This is a genomic window from Paenibacillus sp. TAB_01 (assembly GCF_043945595.1).
In the GTDB taxonomy this organism is placed as follows: domain Bacteria; phylum Bacillota; class Bacilli; order Paenibacillales; family NBRC-103111; genus Paenibacillus_S.
Genome location: NZ_JBIFNP010000001.1, coordinates 1,136,255 through 1,160,876, shown reverse-complemented (window position 1 = coordinate 1,160,876; position 24,622 = coordinate 1,136,255). Strand labels below are relative to the sequence as shown.

Below are 24,622 nucleotides of genomic sequence, written 5' to 3'. Positions count from 1 at the left end.
GGGAAATAGGCGTTGCGCCAAGGGATTGCATCTGCTCTCGTTCAGCCTGGCAAGCTTCCTTTGGATCTCCGTTCAACCGGGCAGGCTTGCCGCCTGCTTTACTTACTGCTGTTCTTGGCATCGATCGCTTTCTGATAAATGCCGACATAAGCCTTCAAATTCATCTTCTCCAGCGTCTGCACATAGGTGTCCCATTCCTTGTTAATGTCCGCATCGCCGATGACAAACCGGGCCGTCATCGTTTTCACGTAATCGTTAATCGTTTTATCCAGATCGGCCAGCTGCTGCGCGTCAGTCGGCGGGAAATATAACGGCGGCAGCACTTCGCCGATATCCGGTTTGTACGGCTCGTAGTTTTTCTTCGTAATGTCGTAGTACATTTTCTCTTTATCCGGCTGCTTCAGCACCGCTTGACCCGCGTAATAGTCTTTGTCCGTACGGTAGTTCAGACCGAACTGCGCCCACGATTCGTTCTGTACGCGGCCGAACGGAATGAGCAGCCTGTACTTGGCCGGGTCGCCATCGCGTCCTACGTCCCCAGGCTTCGCTTTCTCCCAGGAGGAGCCTTCGTTGCCGAAGTTCGAGTGCAGCTGCGCCTCGAATTCATACATCGTATCCGCCCAGCGCATCGTCGCTTCCGGATATTTGTTCGCGTTCGTCATAATAAATTGACCGAGCCGGATTTTATCGTAAGCAAGCCATGTGGCTTTCTGGTAGCCCTTAGGCCCCTTAAGCGGCGCGATCGGCTGGTATTCCAGCCATCTTCCGCTGGGTCCCTCGACAATGGTAATATCCGACGGGGAATGCGCAGGGATCGCGCCGCCGACGGCAATGTCGGGATTTTCGGCGATCTTTTTCAAGCTGTCCTTATCCTGTGTAAACGATTGTGCGGCGATAAGCCCCTGCTTGAACAGCTTGTTCATGTACGTCAAGCCTTCCTTCCACTCCGGCTTGTTGTACACGACGTCGACCTTGCCGTTCTGAACGAGCATCCGCTTGTTGCCGTCATCGTAAATAAACGAGTTCATCAGGAAAACATCCAGCTGCGATTTCTGGTTCGTCGATCCGACCAAAGGAATCTCGTCCGCCTTCCCATTGCCGTTCGGGTCCTTCTCCTTGAACGCCTTCAGCATCTGCTCGAACTCATCCAGATTCGTCGGTTCCTTCAACCCCAGCTTGTCGAGCCATGGTTTGTATACGTACATTTTGTAATCGAGCGAGCAGTGGTAGCAGTCGTTGATATAAGGCAGACTGTAAATTTTGTTGCCTGGGGCTGTGACCGCGCTTTTGGCTTCAGGCATATCCTGGAATATCTTCTTCGTGTTGTCCCCGTACTTATCGATCAAATCGGTGAAGGAGACGAAGACGCCCTGATCCCCGTAAATCATCTGCTGTTCGGGGGACACGTCGAGATTCATAATGACATCCGGCAAATCTCCGCTGGCCAGCACCAGGTTCAACTGCTCCTGGAAGTTTTTCTCGTCGAGCACCTTCCAGTCCACATGGATATTCGTCTTATCCTCCAGCCATTTCGTATAACCGTTCGTATCAAAGTTCTCAATAAGGCTGTTGCCCTTGACCAGCACCTTCAGCGTAATTTTATCGTTCACAATAGGGAATTGCCCGGGCGGATTGACCTTGGCAGCGGTCGCGCTCTCCTTGCCGGTATCTCCGGCATTTCCCGTATTGCCCGCATCCCCAGTATCCTGCGTGCACGCCGACAGCATTACCGTTCCCCCAAGCAGCATCGCCAGAGCTGTTTTACCGAGCTTCCTTTTCAAACTCCTCGACCTCCTTTTCGCTTTCCTTGCCGCCTTCCGACTACAGCCGTTTGCAAAAAAACGAACTAGCCTTTAATCGAGCCGATCATCACTCCTTTAACAAAATGCTTCTGGACAAACGGATAAATGACAAGCATCGGCGCAGTCGCCACGACAATCAGCGAATATTTCAGCAGATCGGCAAGCCCCTGCCGGGCGACAAGATCCTCCTCGCTCGTCACCATGCTGGGATCGATCTGATTCTGAATCAGGATGCTGCGAAGCACGAGCTGCAGCGGGTACAGGCTGCGGTCCTTCAAATACAGCAGCGCATTGAAGTAGGAATTCCAGTGGCCTACGGCATAAAACAGCATCAGCACGGCCACGATCGGCCCGGACAGCGGAAGCACAATTTTGCATAAAAATTTCCAGTCCGAACAGCCGTCCACTTGTGCCGCTTCCAACATTTCCTGCGGAATATTGGTCTGGAAATACGTCCGGGTAATGATGACATTGAACACGCTCAACGCAGAAGGAAGGATCAGCGCCCAGCGGGTGTCCAGCAGGCCCAGGCTTTTGACCAGCAGGTAATTCGGAATGATGCCCCCGGAGAACATAATCGTGAAGACGAACACGAACATGATCCACTGCCGTCCGATAAAATCTCTGCGGGATAACGGATAAGCCGCGATAATTGTCAGAACAACATTCAGCAATGTCCCTGCAACGGTATAAAATAACGAGTTGCCGAAGCCGGTCCAGATGGCCTTGTACTCAAAAACGGCGGCATAGCCCTTCAAGCCCGGCTCCACGGGCCACAGCCATACTCTGCCGGAGACGACGGCATTGGTTGAGCTGAAGGAAGCGCTTACGATATAAACGAGGGGATACAGCACGATGAGGAAAAATAAGGTCAGCACAGTATAATTCAACACATTGAACCAGCGGTCTTCGGCAGCCTCCTTGATCGATGTATTCAATCGCTTCTCCCCCTTTCTACCATAGGCTGCTTTGCCCCATTTTTTTGGCGAAACGATTGACGACCAGAAGCAGGACCAGATTGATTGCATTTTTGAACAGCCCAATGGCCGAGGAGTAGGAGAAGTTCACGGCTGCCGACGCCAGGCCGACCTTGTACACATAAGTATCCACGATTTCAGAGGTGCGCAGGTTGAGCGGATTTTGCATGAGAAACGCTTTTTCAAAGCCGATCTCGAGCATCCGGCCGACATCCAGAATCAGGAGAATGATCGCAATGGGCAAAATGCCCGGCAGGTCGATATGCCACATCCGCTTGACCTTGGTCGCCCCGTCGACAACCGCCGCTTCATGCAGAGCCGGATCGATGCCCGCCAATGCCGCCAAATAGATGATGCAGCTGAAGCCGACATTCTGCCATACGCCCGACCAAACATAAATGCTCTTGAAATATTCGGCTTTGCCGAGCCAATCGACCGGCTGCACGCCGAACCAGCCCATCACCACATTGAGGATGCCGATACGCGGATCGAGCACCTGGTAAATGATGCCGACCATGACCACGACCGATATAAAATGCGGCGCATACGTGACCATCTGCACCAATTTCTTGAACCTGTCATGCATGACATAGTTCAAGCTCAGCGCAAGCAGAATCGGAAAAGGGAACCCCGCCACAAGCTGATAAAAGCTTAGCGTAATGGTATTGCTCATGATGTTCCAGAATTCATAGGAATGAAAGAAACGGGTAAAATGACTGAAGCCGACCCAGGAGCTGCCCCAGATGCCCTTGGTGGCGACGAAGTTTTTGAATGCGATCTGGGCTCCATACATAGGAACGTATTTAAAAATAATGATGTAAGCAAAAGGCAGCGCCATCAGTACATACAGCTGCCACACCTTCGCCATGTCCCGGAGGAGCTTGACGCTCCTCTTCCTGTGCATGGCAATCCCCTGCTCGGCCGGCTTCGCTTCCGCGCTTACGGATTCCAAGCTTAACCCCTCCTCTCTCGAAAGCCTGCTCACTTCCCTGACAATAAAGCCTGCGCGAGAATGATCTCGGCAACCTCCATCGTCTTCACCGCATCGCCAAAATGGGAGGAAGGCTGCGTTCCCGCCTTCAGGCAATCGATAAATTCCCGGTGCTTCGCCTGGAATCCGCCGTATTGGAACAGCTCCTCGCCGCCGGCCATCGTACGCGCGTCATATTCGATGCCGACCGTATCCCCGTCGGCGTAGAGAGAACCGCTGCGTTCGTGCTCGGCCTCTGCGCAAATGTTAGGCGCGTGCATCTCCACTTCGAAAATACGTCTCCCGCTCGACCAGCTGTTGATCAGATAACCGGTGGCCCCGTTATCGAAATGCAGCGTAGCGGAAATAAAGTTAAAGTCCGGGACGCCGACCCGCTTCATCTCGCTCTCGACCCGGACGACCTCGCCTCCGCACATCCAGCGGACCGTATCGATGGAATGAACGGTATCGTCCATCATCCGGTCTCTCGCATGCAGGAACGGCTGCATCTCGGACTTGTAAAAGCGGCATACCGCATGGGTGATCGAGCACCGCTCCAGACAAAGGTCGCGCAGCCGGGTGACCATCGGCGAGCTGCGCCGTTGAAAGCTGACCTGGGTCGTGCAGCCGTTCTTCTCGGCCGTATAGGCGAGCGCTCTGGCCTGATGGATCGTAATGCCCAGCGGTTTTTCGATATACAGATTTTGCCCCTGCTCCAGGCACCACATCCATATGTCGTACATCAAGTGCGGCTGGCCGATCGCGTAGACGGCATCCGGCCGGATTTCCTCAATCATCCGTTTATAATCCGTATAACGGTTGGCAATCCCGTACCGGTTCGCCGTCGCCTTCAGCGCTTCCTCCCGCACGTCGCAGATGCCGGCGATCTCCACATCGTCGAACGAAGCAAGCGACGGATAATGCACCGAGTTGGCCATGCGCCCGGCCCCGATCATCGCAGCTCTTATTTTATTTCCTTTTCCCATCGAGCTCAGCCTCCTTCCCTTATTTAAATAACGATTTCGCGTAGGCAATATCTTGACGAATAAGCCGCTCTACGTCCTGTTCATTCGTATATTCCGCCGTCAAGCAGACCACGCCGTTGTACTGGCGCCCCTGCAGATAAGACGCTGCCCGAGGCCATGAAGCCAGCCCTTGGCTGCCGGACGTAAAATACCGCTTCCACTCCGCCGCCTCAGCTTCCGGTTCCGTTCGTCCGGTGATAATAAGCGTTCTTGAAGTTAACCATGCACAAGTGCGACCATACGATATTCAGCCCATACTCAGGCTGCTGTCCGGCCAGCGCGTCATGCGCCGCATCCCATATCGCCCCCACGTACTGCGGATCGAGTCCTTCCAGCAGGTGAAGCAGTCCCATCGCATCCGTCACGTGGTTTCCGTAATGCTGCTGCACGCCTATGCGGACGCCGTACTGCTTGCATAACGGCAGCAGCGATTCCAGCTTCTCGCGCTCCCTGCGCTCGGAGGCCAAATAGCCTTCCGCCTGGCGGATTGCAGGCATCACGCGGATCATCGGGATGCCCGCTTCGGCGCAGCCTGCGAAGATTCTTTCATCCGTGCCGCTCGCCACGCTGAAGATGCGCAGCCCGTAGTCCTCCAGCTGTCTCGCCAGCTCCGGAAGCTTATGCGCCTCACCCGGCTCCAGCTGGTACCCTTCCCGCAGCGGAAACTCAATGCCGTCAAAGCCCAGGCTTTGGACGAAGCTGCCCAGCTCGGCTACCGATTTGGTTCTCCATGGCTTCGTAAAGATGGAAAACGAAACAGTCGATTCGGATAAACTCATTGCAAGCCACGCATCCTTTCTAATGTAGGGATTTAAATTATGGTTCGGGTAGACTCAATACACCCTGCTGTTATTACGGTTTTCGTAATAGTCGGGGTTGCTGCCGAGCTTATCGAGCACCGGCTGGGTAATGGCATGAAGTTGGGCGATAACATCAGGCGTCAGCTCATAGGAGGCTGCCTTGTAATTGGATACCAGCTGTTCTTTCGTCCGCGATCCGACGATGGTCGTAGCGATGGCCGGGTTCGCTGTCGTCCAGGCCAAAGCCAACGTCAGCACGCTGACGCCCAGCCCGCCTGCCAGCGTACGCAGCTCCTGCAGCGCAGCCGTCAATTCCGCCTCGGCTCCTTCCTCTCCGTGCCGGCTTCCTTCCCCCTGCTGTGATGAAAATGCCGTGTGCGCGTATGCAGCGGTTTCATTTCCGAAAGGCTCGAGTATTTGCCCGAAAGCAGGCCCTGCATTAAGGGCATATAGCCGATCACGCCGATTTCGTGCTGCATGCAGTAAGGCAGAATCGAGTCCTCAATGGCCCGCGAAAATAAGTTGTACGCCAGCTCGTTGGCCACAACCGGAACCCCGGTTGCCTGTACCTCCTTCATCTGCGCTATCCCATGATTGCTGATGCCGATGTAACGGATTTTGCCCTCGCGCTGGAGCTGCTGGAGCGTTTCGAACACCTCCTGTACGTCGGGAGGATGCTGGATCAGCTCGGGATCATCCGTGTAATGCTTGACGGACAGCGGGTTCATCGGCCAATGCAGCATATACAGGTCGATATAATCCGTCTGCAGCCGCTTCAAGCTGCCCTCGCAGCGCTCCCTAAGCACCTGGGCCCGCGTATGGGCCGTGCTCACCTTGCTCCCGATGATCGCTTCATGTCTTCTCCCTTTTAATGCTTCTCCCAGGGAACGCTCGCTTTCTCCATCGTTGTATACCTCGGCCGTATCAAAATAATTAACACCCAAATCCAGCGCCTGATGGACAACCTCCTGTACGTCCTTTTGACTCTGCGCGCCCCAATAAACTCCCCCGCCGTACTGCCAGCAGCCCATGCCCAGCCGGCCTACCCGCAGCTCAGACGAGCCCAGCGTTCTTTTTTCCATCGGCTTCCTCCCTTTCGGCAGCATTAACGAACAACGCCTTTCTTTAATAGAAGATTTCCTTTAAATGAACGGTCTCCGGTAGCCACAATGGCATAAGCATTGCGCGCTCTTTCGTAAAAAACAAAGCGGTCGACGTATTCGAACTCGCGGAAACCGCTCTCATTTGCCCCAATGATACTTCGGTATCGTTCCCATACCTCTGGAACCGGGTCTCCCGGCAGCAGCGACATGACGGCTGCAGGGCATTCTACCGCATGATCCAAAGGAAAGAACGGCATCAGCTCGCTTAATAAGTCGGGAATCGCAATTCCGTCGCACCGGAGCAGGCGCTGTGCATGGGAAGCTGCGGGAAAATTGCGGTCCGCCAGGATCAACTCATCCCCATGTCCCATTTCCATTAAGATTTTTATCAGCTCCGGAGAAAAAACGGCAGGTATGCCTCTCAGCAATCAAGCTCTCCTCCTTGAACAAATGGATTTCGATTCGTTTTAACCATCTTTTGTAAATATTTGAACTATGTACTTCTATTTTATTGAGAAGAGCTGTAAATATGTTAATATCAAACGATATTTTTTGTTTTGCCACTATCTCTATATAGATAAGGATAAGAGCCCATGAACCCAATCGAACTGCGCGATCAAAAAGGAAGCAAGCTCGCCATCCTGCAGACGCTGCGCGTCCACGGAGGCATGTCCCGCATTGAACTGACCCGTCTGACGGGTCTGAGCCGGGCTACTATCTCATTGTCTATCGCCGAATTGCTGGAGCACCGTCTTGTCTATGAAACGGATAACCGCCTCATGACCAAAGGCCGCCCCGCCACGACGCTGGAGCTCGTTCCGGGATCGAGAGTAATTCTTGGCGCGGATCTGGATAACGGGGCTTGGGCAGCTCGGAGCCTTTGATCTGCTTGGCAACGTTATTCGTTCGGTCAACATTGCCGTCGGCACGGCGGATCCGGTAGAAACATTTGCCGCCTTGGCGCGGGAAATTCCCCGGTTCTCCGCTTCGTTGGAGCAAACGCCGCTGAAGCTGCTTGGACTCGGCGTTCCCGGCCTGGTCGACGGGGAGCACAGAACCATTCGAAGTGCGGCTGAATCGGGCTGGCATCAAGTGGAGGCGGCTCAAATGATGGAGCAGGCGCTCGATTGGCCGACAGTCGTGGTCAACCGGCACCGGGCACGGGGCTTGACGGAATGCAGGTACGGGGCAGGAAGTCAATTCAATCATATGATTTATATCGGGGTAGGCATGGGGATTGCCGCCGGTCTGTATATCGACCGGCAGCTGTTATCCGGCTCGCTCGGAGGCGCCGGTGAAATCGGACATACGACGATCGAGCCGGAGGGACCGCTCTGTCCTTGCGGAAATCACGGCTGTCTGCAGGCTTTATCGGCCGGAGCCGCCATGGAGCAGGAATACCGCAAGCTGGTCCGTTCCTCGGAGCGTATCGATCTCTCCTCCGATATGCGACCTGCAGTTTCTGAAGGTCCATGATGTTTGTGCGGCAGCCGAGGCGGGAGATGAGCTGGCCATGAGCGTCGTTCATAAATCGGCCTCGTATCTGGGCATCGCCATGGCGAACTTATTAAATACATTCAACCCGGAAGCGATCATTCTGGGCGGTGTCATTCCGCAATCCAGCCCCTTGTTCGCCGATTGCGCAACGAAGGTCATGCGGCAGCGGGCCATGCGCCCCTTGTCGGCGCATACCATCGTCCGCACAGCACAATTCAAGGAATTTGGCGGCGCCTTGGGGGCGGCCAATTTTGCGCTCGACAGGAATATGTCGATCTCCATCTTTCAGCAGTCGGAATCGGCCGAAGCCGCCGCCTCCCCCTCTGAGCCGATCGATATCGGCTGAAGCACTTGTATTCTTGCCAAGGGGATGACCTCGTCAATCCCCTTTAACCGCTGCTCGAATCTGTCCAACCCGATTCGGTAAGCTTCAAGCAAAGCCTGAACTCCAGGCCTGTCAACACATTCCTGACTGAGCATAATATCGCCTCCAAGGCTGAGTCCCTGCGTCCTTGAGGCCAGATTCACGGTCACTGCCAAAATAGTCCAGCTGCCCATTGGAGTGTACGGCGATGGCCGGGCCGCTGTATAAACCGATTTTGACGACGATCGGCAGGCTCGAAGAATGGGCGAGGTTGAAGCCGTCCACATGGGTCTGAATGTCCACCGCGGCTTTGACTGCCTGCTCGGGACTTTGGAATACCGCCATAACCGCATCACCGATCGTTTTCACAAGCGTTCCCCGGTTCATCCGGATCCAATGCTGCAAAAAGTCAAAATGCTCCCGCACCTGACTATATGCAAGCGCATCTCCGACCTGCTCGTAAAATGCCGTGGAGCCCAGCAGGTCGCTGAATAAAATGGTCACGCTCTCAATTCCAACCTGCCGGCCCGGCGATAGTACCTCCGAGGCAAACAAACTGCGGAACTCCTGCATCGTCGTTACTTGGGCCGCGCTGACCGCATAATCGTCCCACTCTTCTCTTTCGAGCGCAACGACGATCCGGCTGCCGCTGCGATTCAATAAGCGGAGCGGTCTGCCCGGTTCCACCTGCGCCAAGGTCTCTTCTGACCATCCCTTGCTGTCAAAGGTGAGGCTTAGCAGGCTGCCGCTTCCCTCCTTCTCGGGCAAGGCTGCCCTTTTCCGTTCGCCGGGGTGCCCGGACAAGGAAGACTGCGCCTGCAGATCATCAGCTGTCATCTTTTGCGAAGGATGAACGGATGTCTTACGGGAACTCTGCTTCTGCTCTTGCTCCTGTTCCTCATACAGCCGGACAATCTGATTGTGCCTCAGCACCCGAATCCGCAGCCGTTCATTCGTTCTTGGGTAAGTAAGCACCGCTTCTCCCTCGTCCGCAATGTCCAGCTGCGTATAAATATGCGGGGTCAGCATGGGGCCTCCCACGCAAAATACCTGCTTGTCCGCCCGCCGGATAGATGGATGAACCGAAAAGCACAGCTCGACATAGCGGTCGAAATTTACTTCATAACTAATACCGCAATAATCGCAATGGTATTTCGAGTCCCATTCCGACATCGTATCCGCTCCCGCCTTCGCCACACGGCAGTTCGGGCAAATAAAATGCCAGCGCAGGTTGGTCACCCCAAGCTTTGTTGCATGCAGGAACAGGCTGAGCACGGCTTCACGGTCTGCCCCCCAGCTCTCTGCCAGCACATAAGGCCTCATATCCACTACTTCGTCGTCCCCGCTCCTGTACAGATGCTCCTCCAATCGCTGCAGAAGCGCATCCTCTGCAAAGCTTAGGTTTCTAAGCTTGTCCAGCAGCGCGTCTAATTCCGCCTGATTAACGGAATACCCCGATTGGGGCTGCGGCAGCAGATGCGCCTTATGCTGCTCCTTCAACCGGATAAAGCTATGCAGGTAGCGCATCGTTTGTTGCATGGAGCGGACGCCGAGCAGAGGAATGGCAAGCAGCCCTACCGGATTTGCCGGCGTAAAATAAGCGAACAGCCGCACCCGGGTTGCCCGTGAGCCATCCTTCAGCAGCGTTCCGGCATCCTCCAGCTCAATGCCGCCATAAAACCGTTTCAACGGACCGCCGGTATACTCGCGTGTGACCGCATACCGTTCTTCCTTTACCCATTCAAATGGGTGCTCCTTCCAGCTCACGGGAACGATTCCCGCAGCTTTTGCAGTAAGGACCCGGATGTACGGATCATCAATCCCCGGCTTCTCCCACTGCCGGGTGTTTACCGGAAACAAGCCGATCACCCGGTTCAAATGATCCGTCCTGGCAAGCAAATCCCATACCTGTCGGCGGGATAGAGGGACTTCTTCTTCCAATACATGCTTTTGCTCAGATAATCTCATGGTCCTGCCTCCGCTCTGTCCAAGTAAGACTAATTATACACGTTTCCCTGGGCTGCGCATTCCTTATACCATGAGAAAACCCGAAGGCTCTGAGTAGTCCTTCGGGTTGATTGCATTGTGAAGCTATTCCTTGCGTACGCTGCTGGAAAAATCGGTCCAGGGCTCCCTGACGATGATTACCCTGTCGGCCTTTTCCCTGTGCCCGTTCGGCCACACCGCGGTAAACCGGAACGTATACGACGCATCGGGCAGCCGTTCGAAATCGTCACCGTACAGCTCCCCCTGCCAGCCTGTCCGGCTTCCGTCGGACGCAATTAATCCCGTCTGTCTGTCCGTATAGCTCATGAGCACCGTCACGTTAGCGGCAGCCTGGTTCGTAACCGCTTGTAATACAAAGGCCTCTCCGGCCCAAAAGGTATCCGCAGTCCGGGGCCGCTCCTCATTGCCCGTTTTATAATAGTTATATGCCTTTCTTTTGGCTTCCCATTGAGGCGTATGCTTAACAAAGCCGTCGAGGGTCAAATCGCCTACCGGTACAACTCGTGTAATGGAATCCGTTGCTCCATAAATATCCGTTACGGTCAGAGTGACGATATAATCGCCTGGATGCCCGTCAGTCACCTCGGCCGCAATCACCACATCCAGTGATGCGGACAATGCCGGGGCCGTGTAACCGGGGCCTGTCACTTCCCAGCGGTAGACCAGCGGATCTCCGTCCGGGTCGGAGGATCGGTTCCTTAACGCTACCATATCCCCTTCGAATGCCGGCTTGGGCGACCAATCGAAGTCGGCTGTCGGCGCACGGTTGATTCGCAGCCATACTTGCGGCGACCAAGCCGACTCGGCTCCGTATTGGCCCGATACTTTTACCCTGACACGAAGCTTTTGACCTGCAGGCAAATCAGTCTGCACCGTCCATTGGTTGCTTCCAGCGGAAGTATGCTGAACCAGCTTGCCGCTGTCTACAATCATCACCGTATTCTCTTCATTCGTAATTTGCAGCTCAAAATGCTCGAAGACGGCCCCCGCATCCGGATCGCTTTGACTCCATTGCAAGGTAGGGCGAAGCGTATTGATCATCGTCGGCTGATCCTGTGTCCCATACGGAAAGCTCATATAAGCCTGCGGCGGGCTGTTCGTTATCATCCAGCCGATGTTGCTCCATGCCGACCAAGCAAAACCGTCGCTGACTTGTACGTCGGTCTGGTATCTTTTGCCCATTTCCAAAGGCTTGTCCAATGTCCAGGACCAACTTGTATCGGTCGTATTCATCGGCTGATTCTGAATATCGTCTACTTCGTTGCCGGATTCATTCTTTAACCGAAGATGGAATGCGGTAAAGGTCGTCCCAGGGTCCGGATCGGTTTGATTCCATCGTATCGTAGGCGTCAGCGAAACGGGCGTCGGCTCGCTCTGATTCCCGTTCGGAAACGTCAGCACGGCGCTTGGCGGATTGTTCGGCGGGGCCGCGTTAAAGTAAACGGACGCCACCGCCCAGTCGGACCATGCACCGTACTCGTCTTTTACCGCTTTGCGGAGAATATACATCCCCGGCTGATTCGGACGCGTAATTTTGCCGTCATGCGTAGTTCCTTCCGAATCGGTATAATTATATTTTTCCTCGAAAATCCCTTTATTCGCACCATAGCCCGCAATATAATTCCACGGCGCCAGCCATCGGTCCGGATCATGGCTGTCCCGATCGCTCCACGTAATCGTATAGTCGGAGCCTTGAGTTACCGAGAAATCGGCGATAGGTTTACGATGTACCAGCAAATTCCTGACACTGCCTGTCGTATCCTGCCTGTAAGCTGCATACGCATTACTGAGTGCCGGGAGCGGAGCCGGATCATCCTTTGCAATGTACTGAACCTTGTAATTCCCCACTTTATCGATGCGGGAAAGAGAAGGGTTTTGGGACTGTCCGTTTTGACTGAACGTCCCGCTGGCTCCGTCACCTGCGTCCAGAAAACCGCCGCCGTCAACCTGAGTGTAATAATAGCGGTCCTGATCCGGCAACCGAGGGTCTCCTTCCGGGTCGCTGTAGCTCGTTGTTGTAAGAATCGGCATGTTCACTACTGCAATTCCGTCGATTTTGGATTCCCTTGGTTTCGGTGTCGTGACAGTTAATCCTTTGAATTTCATCCCATACAGATTTATAAAAGGGCCGTATTTCCCTTCGGTAAACGTTCCGTCCGAAGCGTCAAATACAAGCGAGCCGTTAATGGATACCTTGATCTTGCTGCCTTTTGTCGTAACGGATATCCCGTACCAAGTATTTTCTGTAAAGCTGTACGCCGCTTGTCCGATGAGCATACGATTCCCGTCTACAATTCTGCTCAGGAACACCGCACTGCTCGTCAGTTCAAAACGATACATATTCTTATAATCCTGCATCCGAAAGGAGAATCCGGACGTCGAATTGTTCGTCGATACCCGCTGACCCGGATTCATATAGAAGGCGTAGTCTCCTTCTGCAACCACATGATCTTCATTTCGCAATTGGCCGCCGGCGATCGTTTCGTACGGTACGCTTGCCAACCCGGCTGCTTGAATCCGGTACACCCAGTACTCCCTGAAATTGTCCGTTGTCGGCTTATAGACAATACCGCGGTCCCCATCCCGATACTTCGCATAGTCCCGTTCAGTTAAAGCTACCGTTAACGTACCGTCCTGTTCAAAATCAAAATAATGCAGGGAAAACTGTCGTGATTCCTCTTCATTATCACGGTTATTGTAATGAAGATAACTTGTAAAAAAAGACTTACCGATAGAATACGATTTGATGAACGCTCCATTCATATCATATACCATAACGTACTCGGCATTGACCAAGGCAAATACGTAGCCATCCGACGATACCCGTATTTGAAACACTAAGTTATTGTTGGAGACCGTAGCACTATCCTTACCGATCGATGTGTACCCGTGGTTATACTTTACCTTGTCCTTAACCTTGACTGTTTTACTCGTTTTGGTATTGGCATCATAGTACTCAAGTGAAAACGTGTAATAATCATCATTGCTGGAGGATGAAACGGGTTGAATAGTTGTTTTTGCCGTTACGCTCTTCCCATTCAGCATATAGGCCGGGCTCTCCCAAACTAATGGGTTAGGATCTAACGTGACGCCTGGATTATACGGAACAGACGAGGCATAGGTGCCATCTGATGTTTTGTAATAATCACTTTTCTGTACGCTGTATCCGCAAGAACTGCTTTCATCATCCCAATATTGGCAAACATTATAGATGAACCCCCAGTAGGAAGAATCGTTTAGATGCCGGATATCGCCAAATAAACTCGTGATTTTGGTTAAGTCCGTCGTCGTAATGGGCTGTCCGTTGTTGTAAGGAATCGTATAGCCTCCGCCGGCAGCCAACTGAACCACGATGGAGCATGTATATTGGTAAGGGCCATTGCCGCTGTATAAACAGTCAAAAGAGAACGTATTACCGGCATTGTCCCGCCCTCCGCTCATCGCAGCATAAGAGCCCAAATTCCCGTTCAGCATCTGAAGGTCTGTTTTATTGCCCGGATTCGATGCATGCGCCATCGTCCCGGCAACCGGAATCCGCAAATCGGATCCGCCATAAGTAAAACCTTTGGGTAAGGTTTCAAGCAGCGCCACATCCGCGTAATCGTTCGGTAGTCCTTCATAACGATAATGCGTCGCAGTCATACTGCTTGGCAGCGGGCCCATCGAATAGGGATTAGAAGAATTCATTACTCCTAAAGAGTCGTCAGCCAGGTTTAGCTGCAGACCGTTTTGTTTAATTTTGTCCGTATCACCGATGCGAATTATAGACCCTTTCCAGTTATCTTTAATCAGCAAGTCCTTCGTTGTATAACGTACGATATCCAATTCAGGCGGCTCCGGATTGGAACCCATAAGACGGACATCCGTTTCGCCCGATTGATTGATGACATCCGCCGTATAGGTCTTAGAGTCACTTAATCCGTAATCCTCGATCCCCCAAACGTAAAACTTGATCTTCCCTACACTCGCTGCCCGAATTGAATACGATTGTCCCGGCATAAAATGATCTACTACCTGCTCCGTTTCGTCCGTAAAATCCCCGTCGTTATCGCTGTCAAACCAATATTTGAGCTTACCGTCAACGATGATATCCCCGTCAATCGGACCTCGTATTGTTCGTAACGGAAAACGTGCCGCGAGTCATAACGGAAGGATACATCAGCTCCGCCACGGGAGGCTTGTCCTCTACAACATTGATGACCTTTACCGCTTTATCCTCGGGCAAGGAATGAATCCCTCTATTGTCCGTTACTTCCAACATAACGGTTTCAGGTCCGGGTGTCGGATATACCTCTCTTTTATTGGTCCACTCGTCTTTGGTATGATCAACCGTTCTTCCAGGTGCCGCTGTGCTGCAGTCGCCGTTTATCGCATTGGCTGGGATCGTTCTACCGGCAACCACGCGGGACGGCACATTGATACAAGGTATCGGGTAAGGGGAAACGACGTTAAGCGTATCGGACTGGGTGCTGCATAACCCGGAAGGATCGCAGGCCTTGGCCGTTACAATATGAGCTCCCTTGGTGGTTGTGCCTAAATTTGTGAACTTTAGATCGTTTACGTTGAGACCATGTGTACTTTTCAAGCCTTGAACCCAGGTACTCGAGCTGCTCGAAAACTGCCAGCTGACTGTAACCTGATCTCCATCGGGATCGCTGATGTTAAAAGCTCTTAAATTGACCTTATCCCCGACGACAACGGGAGGATCGTTATTGGCGTCCGGCTGTGTTCCCGTCGTGTTGCTTGCCTTAAACCAGCCTATTTGAAAATTAGGCGGACGATTGGCCGGCTTGGGACCGACTTCAAAATGAGCTCCACCAATACTGGTGATACAGTTGGTTGACTGATCCCAGACGACAAACTCGACTGCCACATCCCCGTCGATAAAACCGCCGGGATAAGCTCCGTCCAATTGCTTATAATAGTTGGCTTCAAAGGCCCCTGTTCCTTTATTCGCCCAAGTGCCATCAGGCAAATCAGCATATGTACCGTTTTGCCAAAATCTAAACTTATATTTGTAATTTACACTAGTATTCTGAAGCGTACCGGTAACGTAGTTGGATTGGCCCCAGCTGATAAAGCTTTTTTCGGCTTTCACCGTACCGATCAGATCGGGAGCATAGCATCCGCCGGTTCCTCCACCGCCGCAGTCGGATTTAGCTGTAACGGAAACGGTCGTGCTGTTATTGGTCAATGTGCTCGAAGCTTCTCCCACCGCATTAACGGCATCAATCACCATGGTAAAATCTTGAGGTGACGTGTTATTAAAAGAATAAGTAATTTTTTTCGTGAATGTCTGGCCGTTGGAGGCGCCATGGATTGTTTCTGTGTAGGATGGATTAACTATACCATTTACCTTGTATTCGACTTTAAACACAGCTGGAGTACTTGGGCCGAAATTTTTGTAAGTAAAAGTAACATCGGCTGAAGAGCCGACTTTGACGCAGGCAGGCGGGCCGCTGGCTGCGGTGTAGCCGAGGTCTGGTTGAACCGGTGCTGTATAATCAATGATGATTTTTGCATCGGAATAGAGATAAGTTGTTGCTTCCCACTCTGTATTGACTTCCATTACATAGTTGATTGGGTAACCACCATCAGAGTCTTCATGATTTCCTGAAGGGATATCGAATAAACATAGGGTATCATCTCCGTCACATTCTTGAGTAAGTTGTCGTCGAACAGCAACTTGGTTTGTAGCTATACTTGCTCCTTCTGCTATGAACTTCCCCCAAGAATATGGTTCTACACCACTGTTAATTGGTGATGCTCCTACCAATTGTATAGAGGATACATCATACGATGATACTTCTGCTGAAGCATTATTAGTTGCTGCGTCTCCTAGTGACTTATAAAATTTTGTAGGTGGCGCGACATCGTATGATCTGGTTGCAGCTGCTCCATTCATATTCTCCTCCGGCCTATAATCAGGTAGAGCTGAGGATTCATTTAATCTCGGAGGAGTTCCTTTGTTATAACGAAGATCATTAGTAGAATATAACCATCCACTATAGTACGTTATTTCCGGGTTCGCCATCTCATTACCTAGTTGCCTTATGTGCCCTTCATTTGGTATCAAACCAGGATACATACTTTTAGCGGTACCTTCTTTAGTGCTATCTGCTGCTTCAAACTGCATGATGTTAGTTCTCTCACCTTTATGTTCCCAATCTAAGCCGCCTGGTAGTCTATAAATATGATGACCTGGATTAGTTAAGCCTTTTGCATAAATTGTCTTTTCTAGTCCTATAAGAATCCGACTTATTCTATTATCATTGTTGTTACAACTAATTTTTACAGAATTAACTTCAATTTGACAGCTTGTTATCGCCCCATTAATATAGTTTGAAACATCAAAATTTATAGAAAATGTTTTTGATGAGTTGTAAAAATCTATAGGGGGAGTAGGTTGATTTTCAAGCAGCTTATTATTTTTAAAATCAATATAAAGAGTTTTCTGTGCAGCAGCTTCCGCGATTTCCTCTGGAAGCAGCGACAACACTAACTCTAATGTTAATATAATTATCAAAAGCATGGAAAGTAATCTATTTCTTTTTTTCAAACAACTCTTACTCCCCTCGCAATAAAGCCTTAAACTCATATAAACTAACTTTCCAAATTAACAGCAATAACTGGGAAATTCTCATTCATGACATTATAAGAAGGTGAAAAATCTAATCCTTTGTATTTGATTTTATCAATTGCATAAATCCGATACGTTTCAAATTCTCCAGTTTTAGATATTTGGGTTTCTGTGAATCCCCCTTTATAGTTAATATCCCATCCTACCATATTAAAGAAATCCGCAATACGTATAGGTATTTGAGGTGTTTCTTTAATGTTAAACTTAACTTTATAGACAAGTACATAGCTATTATTAAAGCTACCATCTCCCAATCCATGACGGGTTAAACCATCCAACATCCACCTAAACGGCGACTCCTTATCCGTATCAATAAAAATAATCTCCTTTATCGTCATCGTCCCATAAGGGACATCATATGTAATCGGCATTCGCCTGGCCGGAGTCACGTTCTTCGTGCTCCGCAAATTCGTCCCTGTCGCCGCAAGCTCCGACAGCTCCTTAGCCGCCTCATCCGTCGGCAGCGTCTCGCCGTTCTTCACCCGCAGCACGCGGTCGATAATCGTCGTCGACTGTGCCCTCGTCGTCTGCCCCTCCGGCTCCAAAGCTCCGCCTGCCATGCCCTGAATCAGGCCTGAGCCGACGGCGTTGTACATAACTTTCGAGGCGTCCGCGTTCTCCGCTCCCTCAGGGACTCGAAACTCCTCCTTGATGGCCCGCAGAGCAACGGTTGCCAGCTCCAGCCGGGTCATCGGCGCGTTGTAATCATCGAACTGGCCGGCATAGATCACGTTCTCTTGCTGCAGGCCTGCGACGTAAGGAGCGAACCAATCCTCCCCGGCTGCGCCCGCTTGTTGATTCAACGCTTTGGACAGCATGGTAATAAATTCGGCACGGCTGATGCCTTGATCCGGCTTAAAGGTACCGTCGGGATAGCCGTCTACAACTCCCTTCGTAATAGCGGACTGGATGGAGCTAAATGCCCAATGTCCGGCAATATCGGACAAGGTCGCAGGCTTCCCTGCAGCTTGTACTGCAGGAGATTGCACTGTCCCAGCAGTCAGGCCTGCGATAAGGCTTGATGCGATAACAACGGGAATCAGCTTGGTCTTGATCTTATTCATACGCTTCGTTCTCCTTTGGCTTCTGAAATAAAACATAAAAAAAGCACCCCAAACATAGGTAAAATCCCTCTGATTGGCGGTGCTTCCGTCCATGTTGTATATATAGTTATAGCTTCCAAAACTTTCCTATGCAGATCGATTATACTCGAAAATTGTCTGATCCGGCAATACCTAAATGATAAAAACTAGGACATTAGGCCCCCGCTTCGGCTGGTTCGCCTGCCGGACGCTGCAGCAGCAGCAGCAATCCCGCCAAATGATCGGCTCCGTCGCTCATGCCGTACCAGAACAAATCCCTCACCCTCCTGCTCGGGGTAAGCAAGTAAGTATCGCGAAACTGTCGAATCGCTTCCCGTTCCCACAGGATGGCCTGACGCAGGCCTCCCTCATATGTGTCAAAAGCAAGGGCTGCCGGTTCAACCTTCGGCTGAATCCCATGCAGCTCCATATAAAATTGCTCCAGCATCGCAAAATAGCTTTTTTCCTCGCGCATCATCTGCTCCAGCTCGGCAGCCTGCTCCTCGCTCGGAGCCAGCTTCATCAAGGCGGCATAGGTGCGGACGCGCGATGCGGTATGATTCACACTCCATTGCAGCTGAGACATCAGCCGGCGAAAATCGCGGTACGGCAGCTTGGCAGACGGATAAACAGTCATCTCTTGAGGTGAGAGGGCTTTCTTATTCATGCGGCAACCTCCTTTTCGTGCAAAGCCAAGATAGGTGAATCCCCATATTTTAACGTATTCACCACAGCTCGCCCCTGACACCAAAAAGATAGCACAGCCTGTTTCACCCCCGCGGTAAGGAGGATTTCATCTCCGGCGGATATCCGGCCGTCCCGGTAACCATCCTTACGCGGCGGCACAGCCACAGCTTTCCCGGACGGCCCCGGCGAAACTTGCGAAGGCGGATACCCGTCAGCTTTTCGGTCAGCTGCTGCTGACAACTGCTTAGAACGGTAAGCTGACGGATCAGCAAGTCAACGTTGTCCCCGGAGGAGAAGCCCGATGCCTGCCCGGGCCGAGGATCGGAACGATCCGAGCCCGGACGCGGGCCTGGCTGAGCCGCCGCAGCTGTATCGGCCACGCTTTCCAGAATGCGGGCCAAGGCTCTCTGGCTCCTCGCCAGAGAGCGCAGGAGATGAAGCTTGACTTCGTTTTCCGCTTGATGCCAATTCATTTGGACTGGCCTCCAAACGGAAACATGTCTCCATACTCCCCTCCGGCTTGATCGGCGCCGTCTTCTCCCTGCCCCAGCAGCACGTGCATATTTTTGGCCAAGGCCTGCTCCATTTTGGTAATGCCCTCAATTACTTCGATCAGCTGCTCATGCACTTCGACCGTTTTCTTCACTTGAACGCCGTGATCTTCGAAATGGGATGAAGATAAATGCTGACAAATCCATTGGCAGGAGCGGGAAGCCTCCGCTGCTTTCGCTTCCAGAATTAAAGAAACGTTCCACTGCAGCTGCGCTGCCGCTTTCAGCATTTTGTGATAGGAATCCTCTCTGTTCAAGGTTACACCTCATTTCTGCATATCGGAATCGTCCGGCCGGCTTAACCGCTGCAGGCTGCAGCGTCTGTAATTCATGCTATTCTTCCCCGTCAGGAAGGTTAACTTCTTTCATCACGACAGCTAAATTATCCGCTAAAGCATCCTCCAGATCGGCGAGACTGCTTAAATATGCGGCGATGTTTTTGGTCATGCTCAGCGAGCTTTCGGCCAGCTCCTCAATATCGGTAAAAGACGGATTTTTCTCCGGTATCTCCAGCATGAGCTGCGACATCCGGGTAGCGATCAGTCTTTTCGCCTCCAAAATATTGGCCATCTCCTGCTGGGAGGCTGCCATATATTCTATTATTTTGGTCACTTGTCTGTGCATGGGTTCACCTCCCCGGATTCCGCGCTTCGTCTCATCTGCTTATACTCCCATAACATATGCGGATTTACCTTGGTACGACCGGGCATCCGCCCAAAGGATTGCGTAAAACGGGAAAGGAACGGCCGGGCCTTCAAGCCGGGATCCGACCCTGCGGCCCGCGCGAAAATAACCGCAGCAAGCTCATTTATTTCACTAAATAAACTGATGCGGATCCACGCCCCACTTCTCAACAAATTTGTGGTAATTTTGCTGGATCAGCTGCTTGACCTTGTGCTCGTTCTCCTTCTGAAAGCTGGCGCTTCCATGGTGGTAGATGAAGGCATCTCCGGCAATCATCAGCCTGTAGCCCGCTTGCCGGGCGCGATAGCAGTAATCGTCATCTTCAAAATGCCCCGGCGAAAAGCGCTCGTCGAGCAGCCCGATCCGCTCCATCAGCTCCCGGCGGAACAAAAAGCATAACCCGACAATCCGGTCCACCGGAAGCCACTTGGCGCTGTCGGGCACATTCATCCGGGCTGCCATCGCCTCGACATTCGTAAAAGGCTCCTCGATCTGCTGCTTGCCGCTGGCATAATTGGTCATCGGACCCACAATCCCGATATCTTCACTGCTGTATAAGCAGGTCAGCATATTGGATAGAGCTCTCTGCGTCATCAGAGTGTCGTTGTTCAACAGCAGCAGCGCATCCCCTATGGCCATGCGAAGTCCCAAATTACAGGCCGCAGGAAAGCCCTTGTTGAACGGCAGCGAGGCCAGCTTTATTTTATTATGCAGACAGAATTCCACCGATCCGTCCTTGGAGCCGTTATCGACGACAATGATTTCATATGGCGTATGCGTATGCTGGCGGATCGAATGAACGCAGCGTTGGAGCCAATTCAATCCGTTATAATTCGGAATAATGATGCTGGTCGTCTGCATCAGCCCTCGCCTCCCGTTTGCTCGCGTTTGCGCAGAGCGTCCACGAAGGCGAGCCGCTCGCCGGCCAAATCCCCCGCCAGCTTCAGCGCCTCTACATGATCGCCAATGATCAGATCCGCCACCTGGTTGTTTCGCCCTGTGTTCTCCCGCCGTCTTTTGTTGCCCCGGATCACATTCACGCTGCCGGGAGCCGTGATACGCAGCCCACGATGCACCGCCAGCGCCTGTGCCTTAGGCGGCACCATCAGATTGGGCAGCCCCAGCGTCTCCACAGCCTTCCGGGAAAGCGCATGCGGTACAGCCGTCAGCGAATTGGCGCCCAGGTCGTGCCTTCCCAGGGAGGCATTAAGGAACTGCTTCATATGCGTCACCTGATCCTGCTTCGCAAAAGGATTCAAATAAGGACCGATGTCGTTCAGCGCCAAGTCCGCTCCCCGGTTCACCGCACCGATAAAAGGAACCAGCGCCTCGGCCGGAATGACGATATCCCCGTCGAGAAACAGCAGAATATCCGCCTGGGCCAGCTTCGCCCCCATGGCGCGGCCGACATCGTGTCCCAATGCCTCCGGAAAAGAGAGCACGCAAGCCTGGGACCGCTCGCGCACCTGTTGGAAGCTGCGGTCCGTCGAACCGTTCACAATAACGTATACCTCATCCAGCGGCAGCCGGTTCAGCTGACGCACAACCGATCCAATCGTCTTTTCCTCGTTGCGGACGGAGACGATGGCAGCCACCGATTTATCGGTCGGCAGCAGCACCCAAGGCGGAGGCACCTGCTTTCTGGCGCGAAAGTAACCATGCACATACCCTTTCGACGCTTCATTGAATTGTCTCCATGACAAGCCACCCCGCTGCTGCGGCTGGGTCCGCGCCATCCAATGGCGGTTCAGCGCCTTAATCCGAAAAGGCTCGTGTTCGAGCGATACACGCAAACCATCCTCCCTGCCCGCGCGATAGCCCGCTTGATAAGCGGCGGAAGAAATGCGCGGCATTGCGGCGGCACGCATGACTCTGCGGCGCCGGAGCAACACCGCAGGCCGCTTCCCCCGCTTCGCCGCCGCTGCCCTCCGGCCGGAAGACAGAGCGGGGCCGGCGCCCTTCGCGCGTTTCACCCGGCCCGCCTGGCCCGGCCGAGCCCCGGCCTTGCGCGCAGCCGTACGGGTATTGCGGCGGGCTTTAGATCGGGGAGCGGCGCTTCCCCCCGCAGGTTTTCCCGCCCCATGTGCCTGTACAGCCGCACGGCTCGAAGAAGGCTTCCCCCTGCTTGCAGTTGCTCTTGCTCTTTGCTGCATCCGATATTCACCTCACAATATGGCGGTTTCTCGATAAATCCGAACGCAGGCCGCGATCATTCGTCGCCTTGGCATACCAGTTAATCGCCTCCAGGTGATCGCCGACGATTAAATTGCCCAAAGGGTCTGCGCCTTTTTCCCTGCGGCGTACGGGGTTCAGCTTCCCGACTTGAATCAAATGCACCGCTTTTACCTTCAATCTATGCTGTATAGCTATCGCCTGGGCTTTCGGCGGCACTGCCAGCTGCTCGAAGCCGATTGTTTGCGCCGCTTGGCGGCTCATCGCATGGGGGATAGTCGTCAGCGAAGCTCCCTTTAAATCCGGACGCCCCAGCACCGTATTCAGCGCATGCTTCGCCAGAACGACCGGATGCACGGTAGAGCGGCTCAGCTTGCCGTTATACCGGTTCAGGGCGACATCCACGCCTCGTTCGACTGCGCGCAGATAAGGCCTAAGCTGGGCGGCGGGAATAACCATGTCCCCGTCCAGGAACAAAAGAATTTCTCCCGCAGCATGCCTGGCGCCGATACTGCGGCCGACATCGTGCCCTAAGGGCTGATCAAATGTCAATACCTTTGCCCCGCATTTCGAGGCGATAGCTGCCGAACCGTCGGTAGACCCGTTAGCTACGACAATGATTTCCAGCGGCTTCAGCTTCTTCACTTCCCGAAGCACAGCCGCCAGCGTTTTACGTTCGTTCATGACAGGAAGAATGACGGACACCTTGGAAGTAGGCGCCCTCAGAAGCGCAGAATGGTTTTTGTTCAGGATACGCATCCGTTGACTCAACTCCATAGCTGCAGTTTGTTAGGCTGAAGCAGGCAAGTTTCATGGCCTCTCCTTAGTCTATGTACTTCTGTCACGGGAGCGAGGGCAGGTGCATAGCAGGGGAAAAAAAGGCGGCGAATGGCCGAAATTTGCAGATAGGAAGAAAAAAAAGCGTCTCTTTAGGGCGTCTGTCCCCGGAGTATCCACACCTGAAGCTCATGTCCTACATAAACTATCAGAAGGACGCATCGGTGTTCATATCCCCTATTCCCGGCATAACGATGAATACCGAAGGAGGTTATAACAAGCATGAAGCTGCTACTCTCTTATTATCTTCCAAGCGGCGGGGTAGAAACCTTGCATCGTCTGCGCGCGGAAGCTCTCAAACAGCAAGGCATTCAATGCCATCTTCATTACCAGAAACCGGCGGCGGGGCTTCAAAATATTTCCGGAATTCCAACTTATATCACCAATAAAGACAAGGAGCTCCATCGGCTGGTGCAGAAGGAACGCTATGATGCCATCTTCGTCTCTTCCGATTTTTTTATGCTTGAGCGCATACGGAACGGGGCTTTTAAAGGTCCTGTCATTTATGAGGCACAAGGACTGGGCGAACGCGAGCATGCAGTCCATACGCTTACCGAGGCCATTCCATATCTTCATAAATACAGTACGGCAGCACTGTATCCTGATACCAGCCATTTAATCGAGCTGTTCAGAACGATGCTTCCGGGCTTGAAGCAGTTTAAGATGGCGAATTTCCTGGACACTCGGCAGTTCCGCTACAAGACCAACAAACGCGTTTCCTATCCGATTATCGGCTGGGTGGGACGAATTGAAAAAAACAAAAATTGGCGCGACTTTCTATCCATCGGCTTTGCCCTGCGTAAACGGTATCCGAATTTGCGGCTGTGGATGTTCGAGGACGCCGATCTGTACGAACCTGCAGAAAAAGCGGCCTTCGAGCAAAAGCTGCGCACGCTGGGCATGGAATCCTACGTGATCCGGCATTCCAATATCCCGCACAAACAAATGCCGCTCATGTACTCTAAAATCGGCGACTCCGGCGGTTTTCTTCTCTCCACCTCCATCCTTGAAGGCTTCGGTTACGCAGTATCCGAGGCGATGAGCTGCCGGTGTCCCGTGCTCTCCACCGACTCCGACGGCGTACGAAGCTTTATTGTGCATGATAAAACAGGCAAATTTTATCCGATCGGCCAGATAAACACAGCCGTGCATCACGCTATCCAGCTGATGGAGAATACCGCCTTGCGTGAGCGGCTCAGAAGCCAGGGCGAGGCCCATATCCACACAAATTTCAACCCTGATCTGTTCTGCGTCCGGTTCAAGAAAGTGCTAAGAGAGCTCGGCCTCTCCTTATAGGCTCTCGGCTCATTCAAGGAATAAGCCCGATCGCGATATCTTATCCGAAACGTGAATAAGCATCCTTTTCGTCATCAAACGAGCGAAAAGGATGCTTATATTTTTGTTGGATGATGGTTATGGGGGTT

The 24,622-nt window shown here is 52.6% G+C and carries 23 protein-coding genes; 4 read left to right on the top strand and 19 right to left on the bottom strand.

The genetic code is table 11. From position 1 onward, the window contains the following. Positions 1 to 98 precede the first annotated feature (98 nt). The 8 genes from ACHHV8_RS05650 to ACHHV8_RS05615 form a co-directional block, all read right to left on the bottom strand. A complete protein-coding gene (locus tag ACHHV8_RS05650) occupies positions 99 to 1,781 on the bottom strand; it encodes a type 2 periplasmic-binding domain-containing protein (RefSeq protein ID WP_395157407.1) in 1,683 nt (560 codons plus the stop codon). Positions 1,782 to 1,846: 65 nt separating this feature from the next. Further along, the gene (locus tag ACHHV8_RS05645) at positions 1,847 to 2,740 is read right to left on the bottom strand and encodes a carbohydrate ABC transporter permease (protein ID WP_395157406.1); all 894 of its coding nucleotides are present in this window, start codon (positions 2,738 to 2,740) and stop codon (positions 1,847 to 1,849) included. Positions 2,741 to 2,756: 16 nt separating this feature from the next. After that, positions 2,757 to 3,683: an ABC transporter permease gene (locus ACHHV8_RS05640; RefSeq protein WP_395163430.1), complete on the bottom strand. Its 927-nt coding sequence runs from the start codon at positions 3,681 to 3,683 to the stop codon at positions 2,757 to 2,759. Positions 3,684 to 3,760: 77 nt separating this feature from the next. Further along, a complete protein-coding gene (locus ACHHV8_RS05635; RefSeq protein ID WP_395157405.1) occupies positions 3,761 to 4,735 on the bottom strand; it encodes a Gfo/Idh/MocA family protein in 975 nt (324 codons plus the stop codon). A 209-nt stretch (positions 4,736 to 4,944) separates the two neighbouring features. Beyond that, positions 4,945 to 5,553, bottom strand: coding sequence for a sugar phosphate isomerase/epimerase family protein (locus ACHHV8_RS05630; RefSeq protein ID WP_395157404.1), 609 nt, complete (start codon positions 5,551 to 5,553; stop codon positions 4,945 to 4,947). Positions 5,554 to 5,607: 54 nt separating this feature from the next. After that, complete coding sequence (locus ACHHV8_RS05625) at positions 5,608 to 5,991, bottom strand: aldo/keto reductase (protein WP_395163429.1); 384 nt, start codon at positions 5,989 to 5,991, stop codon at positions 5,608 to 5,610. Further along, positions 5,883 to 6,656, bottom strand: coding sequence for an aldo/keto reductase (locus ACHHV8_RS05620; protein ID WP_395157403.1), 774 nt, complete (start codon positions 6,654 to 6,656; stop codon positions 5,883 to 5,885). The genes ACHHV8_RS05625 and ACHHV8_RS05620 overlap by 109 nt, the downstream gene beginning before the upstream one ends. Before the next feature lie 23 nt (positions 6,657 to 6,679). After that, complete coding sequence (locus ACHHV8_RS05615; RefSeq protein ID WP_395157402.1) at positions 6,680 to 7,105, bottom strand: RbsD/FucU family protein; 426 nt, start codon at positions 7,103 to 7,105, stop codon at positions 6,680 to 6,682. Between the two features lie 165 nt (positions 7,106 to 7,270). Here ACHHV8_RS05615 and ACHHV8_RS05610 point away from each other — a divergent pair, with 165 nt between their 5' ends. The 3 genes from ACHHV8_RS05610 to ACHHV8_RS05600 are packed head-to-tail and all read left to right on the top strand — an operon-like array spanning position 7,271 to position 8,520. Continuing rightward, positions 7,271 to 7,561, top strand: a complete 291-nt coding sequence (locus tag ACHHV8_RS05610) for a MarR family transcriptional regulator (protein WP_395157401.1) — start codon at positions 7,271 to 7,273, stop codon at positions 7,559 to 7,561. Continuing rightward, positions 7,515 to 8,153, top strand: coding sequence for an ROK family protein (locus ACHHV8_RS05605; RefSeq protein ID WP_395157400.1), 639 nt, complete (start codon positions 7,515 to 7,517; stop codon positions 8,151 to 8,153). Before ACHHV8_RS05610 ends, ACHHV8_RS05605 begins: the two co-directional genes overlap by 47 nt. A 37-nt stretch (positions 8,154 to 8,190) precedes the next feature. After that, positions 8,191 to 8,520 carry an ROK family protein gene (locus ACHHV8_RS05600; RefSeq protein ID WP_395157399.1) on the top strand — a complete coding sequence of 110 codons (330 nt, stop codon included), beginning with the start codon at positions 8,191 to 8,193 and terminating at the stop codon, positions 8,518 to 8,520. 111 nt (positions 8,521 to 8,631) lie between these two features. On the opposite strand, the gene ACHHV8_RS05595 is transcribed toward ACHHV8_RS05600, so the two are convergent. The 11 genes from ACHHV8_RS05595 to ACHHV8_RS05545 form a co-directional block, all read right to left on the bottom strand. Beyond that, the gene (locus ACHHV8_RS05595) at positions 8,632 to 10,506 is read right to left on the bottom strand and encodes an adenylate/guanylate cyclase domain-containing protein (protein WP_395157398.1); all 1,875 of its coding nucleotides are present in this window, start codon (positions 10,504 to 10,506) and stop codon (positions 8,632 to 8,634) included. A 123-nt stretch (positions 10,507 to 10,629) separates the two neighbouring features. Then, positions 10,630 to 14,544, bottom strand: coding sequence for a glycoside hydrolase family 78 protein (locus tag ACHHV8_RS05590; protein ID WP_395157397.1), 3,915 nt, complete (start codon positions 14,542 to 14,544; stop codon positions 10,630 to 10,632). A 97-nt stretch (positions 14,545 to 14,641) separates the two neighbouring features. Continuing rightward, positions 14,642 to 17,104, bottom strand: a complete 2,463-nt coding sequence (locus ACHHV8_RS05585; protein ID WP_395157396.1) for a CARDB domain-containing protein — start codon at positions 17,102 to 17,104, stop codon at positions 14,642 to 14,644. 44 nt (positions 17,105 to 17,148) lie between these two features. Beyond that, entirely contained in the window at positions 17,149 to 18,249 is a 1,101-nt protein-coding gene (locus ACHHV8_RS05580; protein WP_395157395.1) for an S-layer homology domain-containing protein, read from the bottom strand. Positions 18,250 to 18,442: 193 nt separating this feature from the next. Continuing rightward, a complete protein-coding gene (locus ACHHV8_RS05575; protein WP_395157394.1) occupies positions 18,443 to 18,934 on the bottom strand; it encodes a ferritin-like domain-containing protein in 492 nt (163 codons plus the stop codon). A gap of 103 nt (positions 18,935 to 19,037) precedes the next feature. Next, on the bottom strand, positions 19,038 to 19,427 hold the full coding sequence (locus tag ACHHV8_RS05570) for a hypothetical protein (protein ID WP_395157393.1): 390 nt from the start codon (positions 19,425 to 19,427) through the stop codon (positions 19,038 to 19,040). Next, entirely contained in the window at positions 19,424 to 19,762 is a 339-nt protein-coding gene (locus ACHHV8_RS05565; RefSeq protein WP_395157392.1) for an alpha-helical endospore appendage domain-containing protein, read from the bottom strand. The genes ACHHV8_RS05570 and ACHHV8_RS05565 overlap by 4 nt, the downstream gene beginning before the upstream one ends. A 76-nt stretch (positions 19,763 to 19,838) precedes the next feature. Continuing rightward, complete coding sequence (locus ACHHV8_RS05560; RefSeq protein WP_395157391.1) at positions 19,839 to 20,129, bottom strand: nucleoside-diphosphate sugar epimerase; 291 nt, start codon at positions 20,127 to 20,129, stop codon at positions 19,839 to 19,841. A gap of 192 nt (positions 20,130 to 20,321) precedes the next feature. Then, complete coding sequence (locus tag ACHHV8_RS05555) at positions 20,322 to 21,050, bottom strand: glycosyltransferase family 2 protein (RefSeq protein ID WP_395157390.1); 729 nt, start codon at positions 21,048 to 21,050, stop codon at positions 20,322 to 20,324. Further along, complete coding sequence (locus ACHHV8_RS05550) at positions 21,050 to 22,342, bottom strand: glycosyltransferase family 2 protein (RefSeq protein ID WP_395157389.1); 1,293 nt, start codon at positions 22,340 to 22,342, stop codon at positions 21,050 to 21,052. Before ACHHV8_RS05550 ends, ACHHV8_RS05555 begins: the two co-directional genes overlap by 1 nt. Before the next feature lie 7 nt (positions 22,343 to 22,349). After that, positions 22,350 to 23,120, bottom strand: coding sequence for a glycosyltransferase family 2 protein (locus tag ACHHV8_RS05545; RefSeq protein WP_395157388.1), 771 nt, complete (start codon positions 23,118 to 23,120; stop codon positions 22,350 to 22,352). Between the two features lie 300 nt (positions 23,121 to 23,420). Between ACHHV8_RS05545 and ACHHV8_RS05540 the strand changes: the two genes are divergently transcribed. Continuing rightward, positions 23,421 to 24,494 carry a glycosyltransferase family 4 protein gene (locus ACHHV8_RS05540; protein ID WP_395157387.1) on the top strand — a complete coding sequence of 358 codons (1,074 nt, stop codon included), beginning with the start codon at positions 23,421 to 23,423 and terminating at the stop codon, positions 24,492 to 24,494. Positions 24,495 to 24,622: the final 128 nt, after the last annotated feature.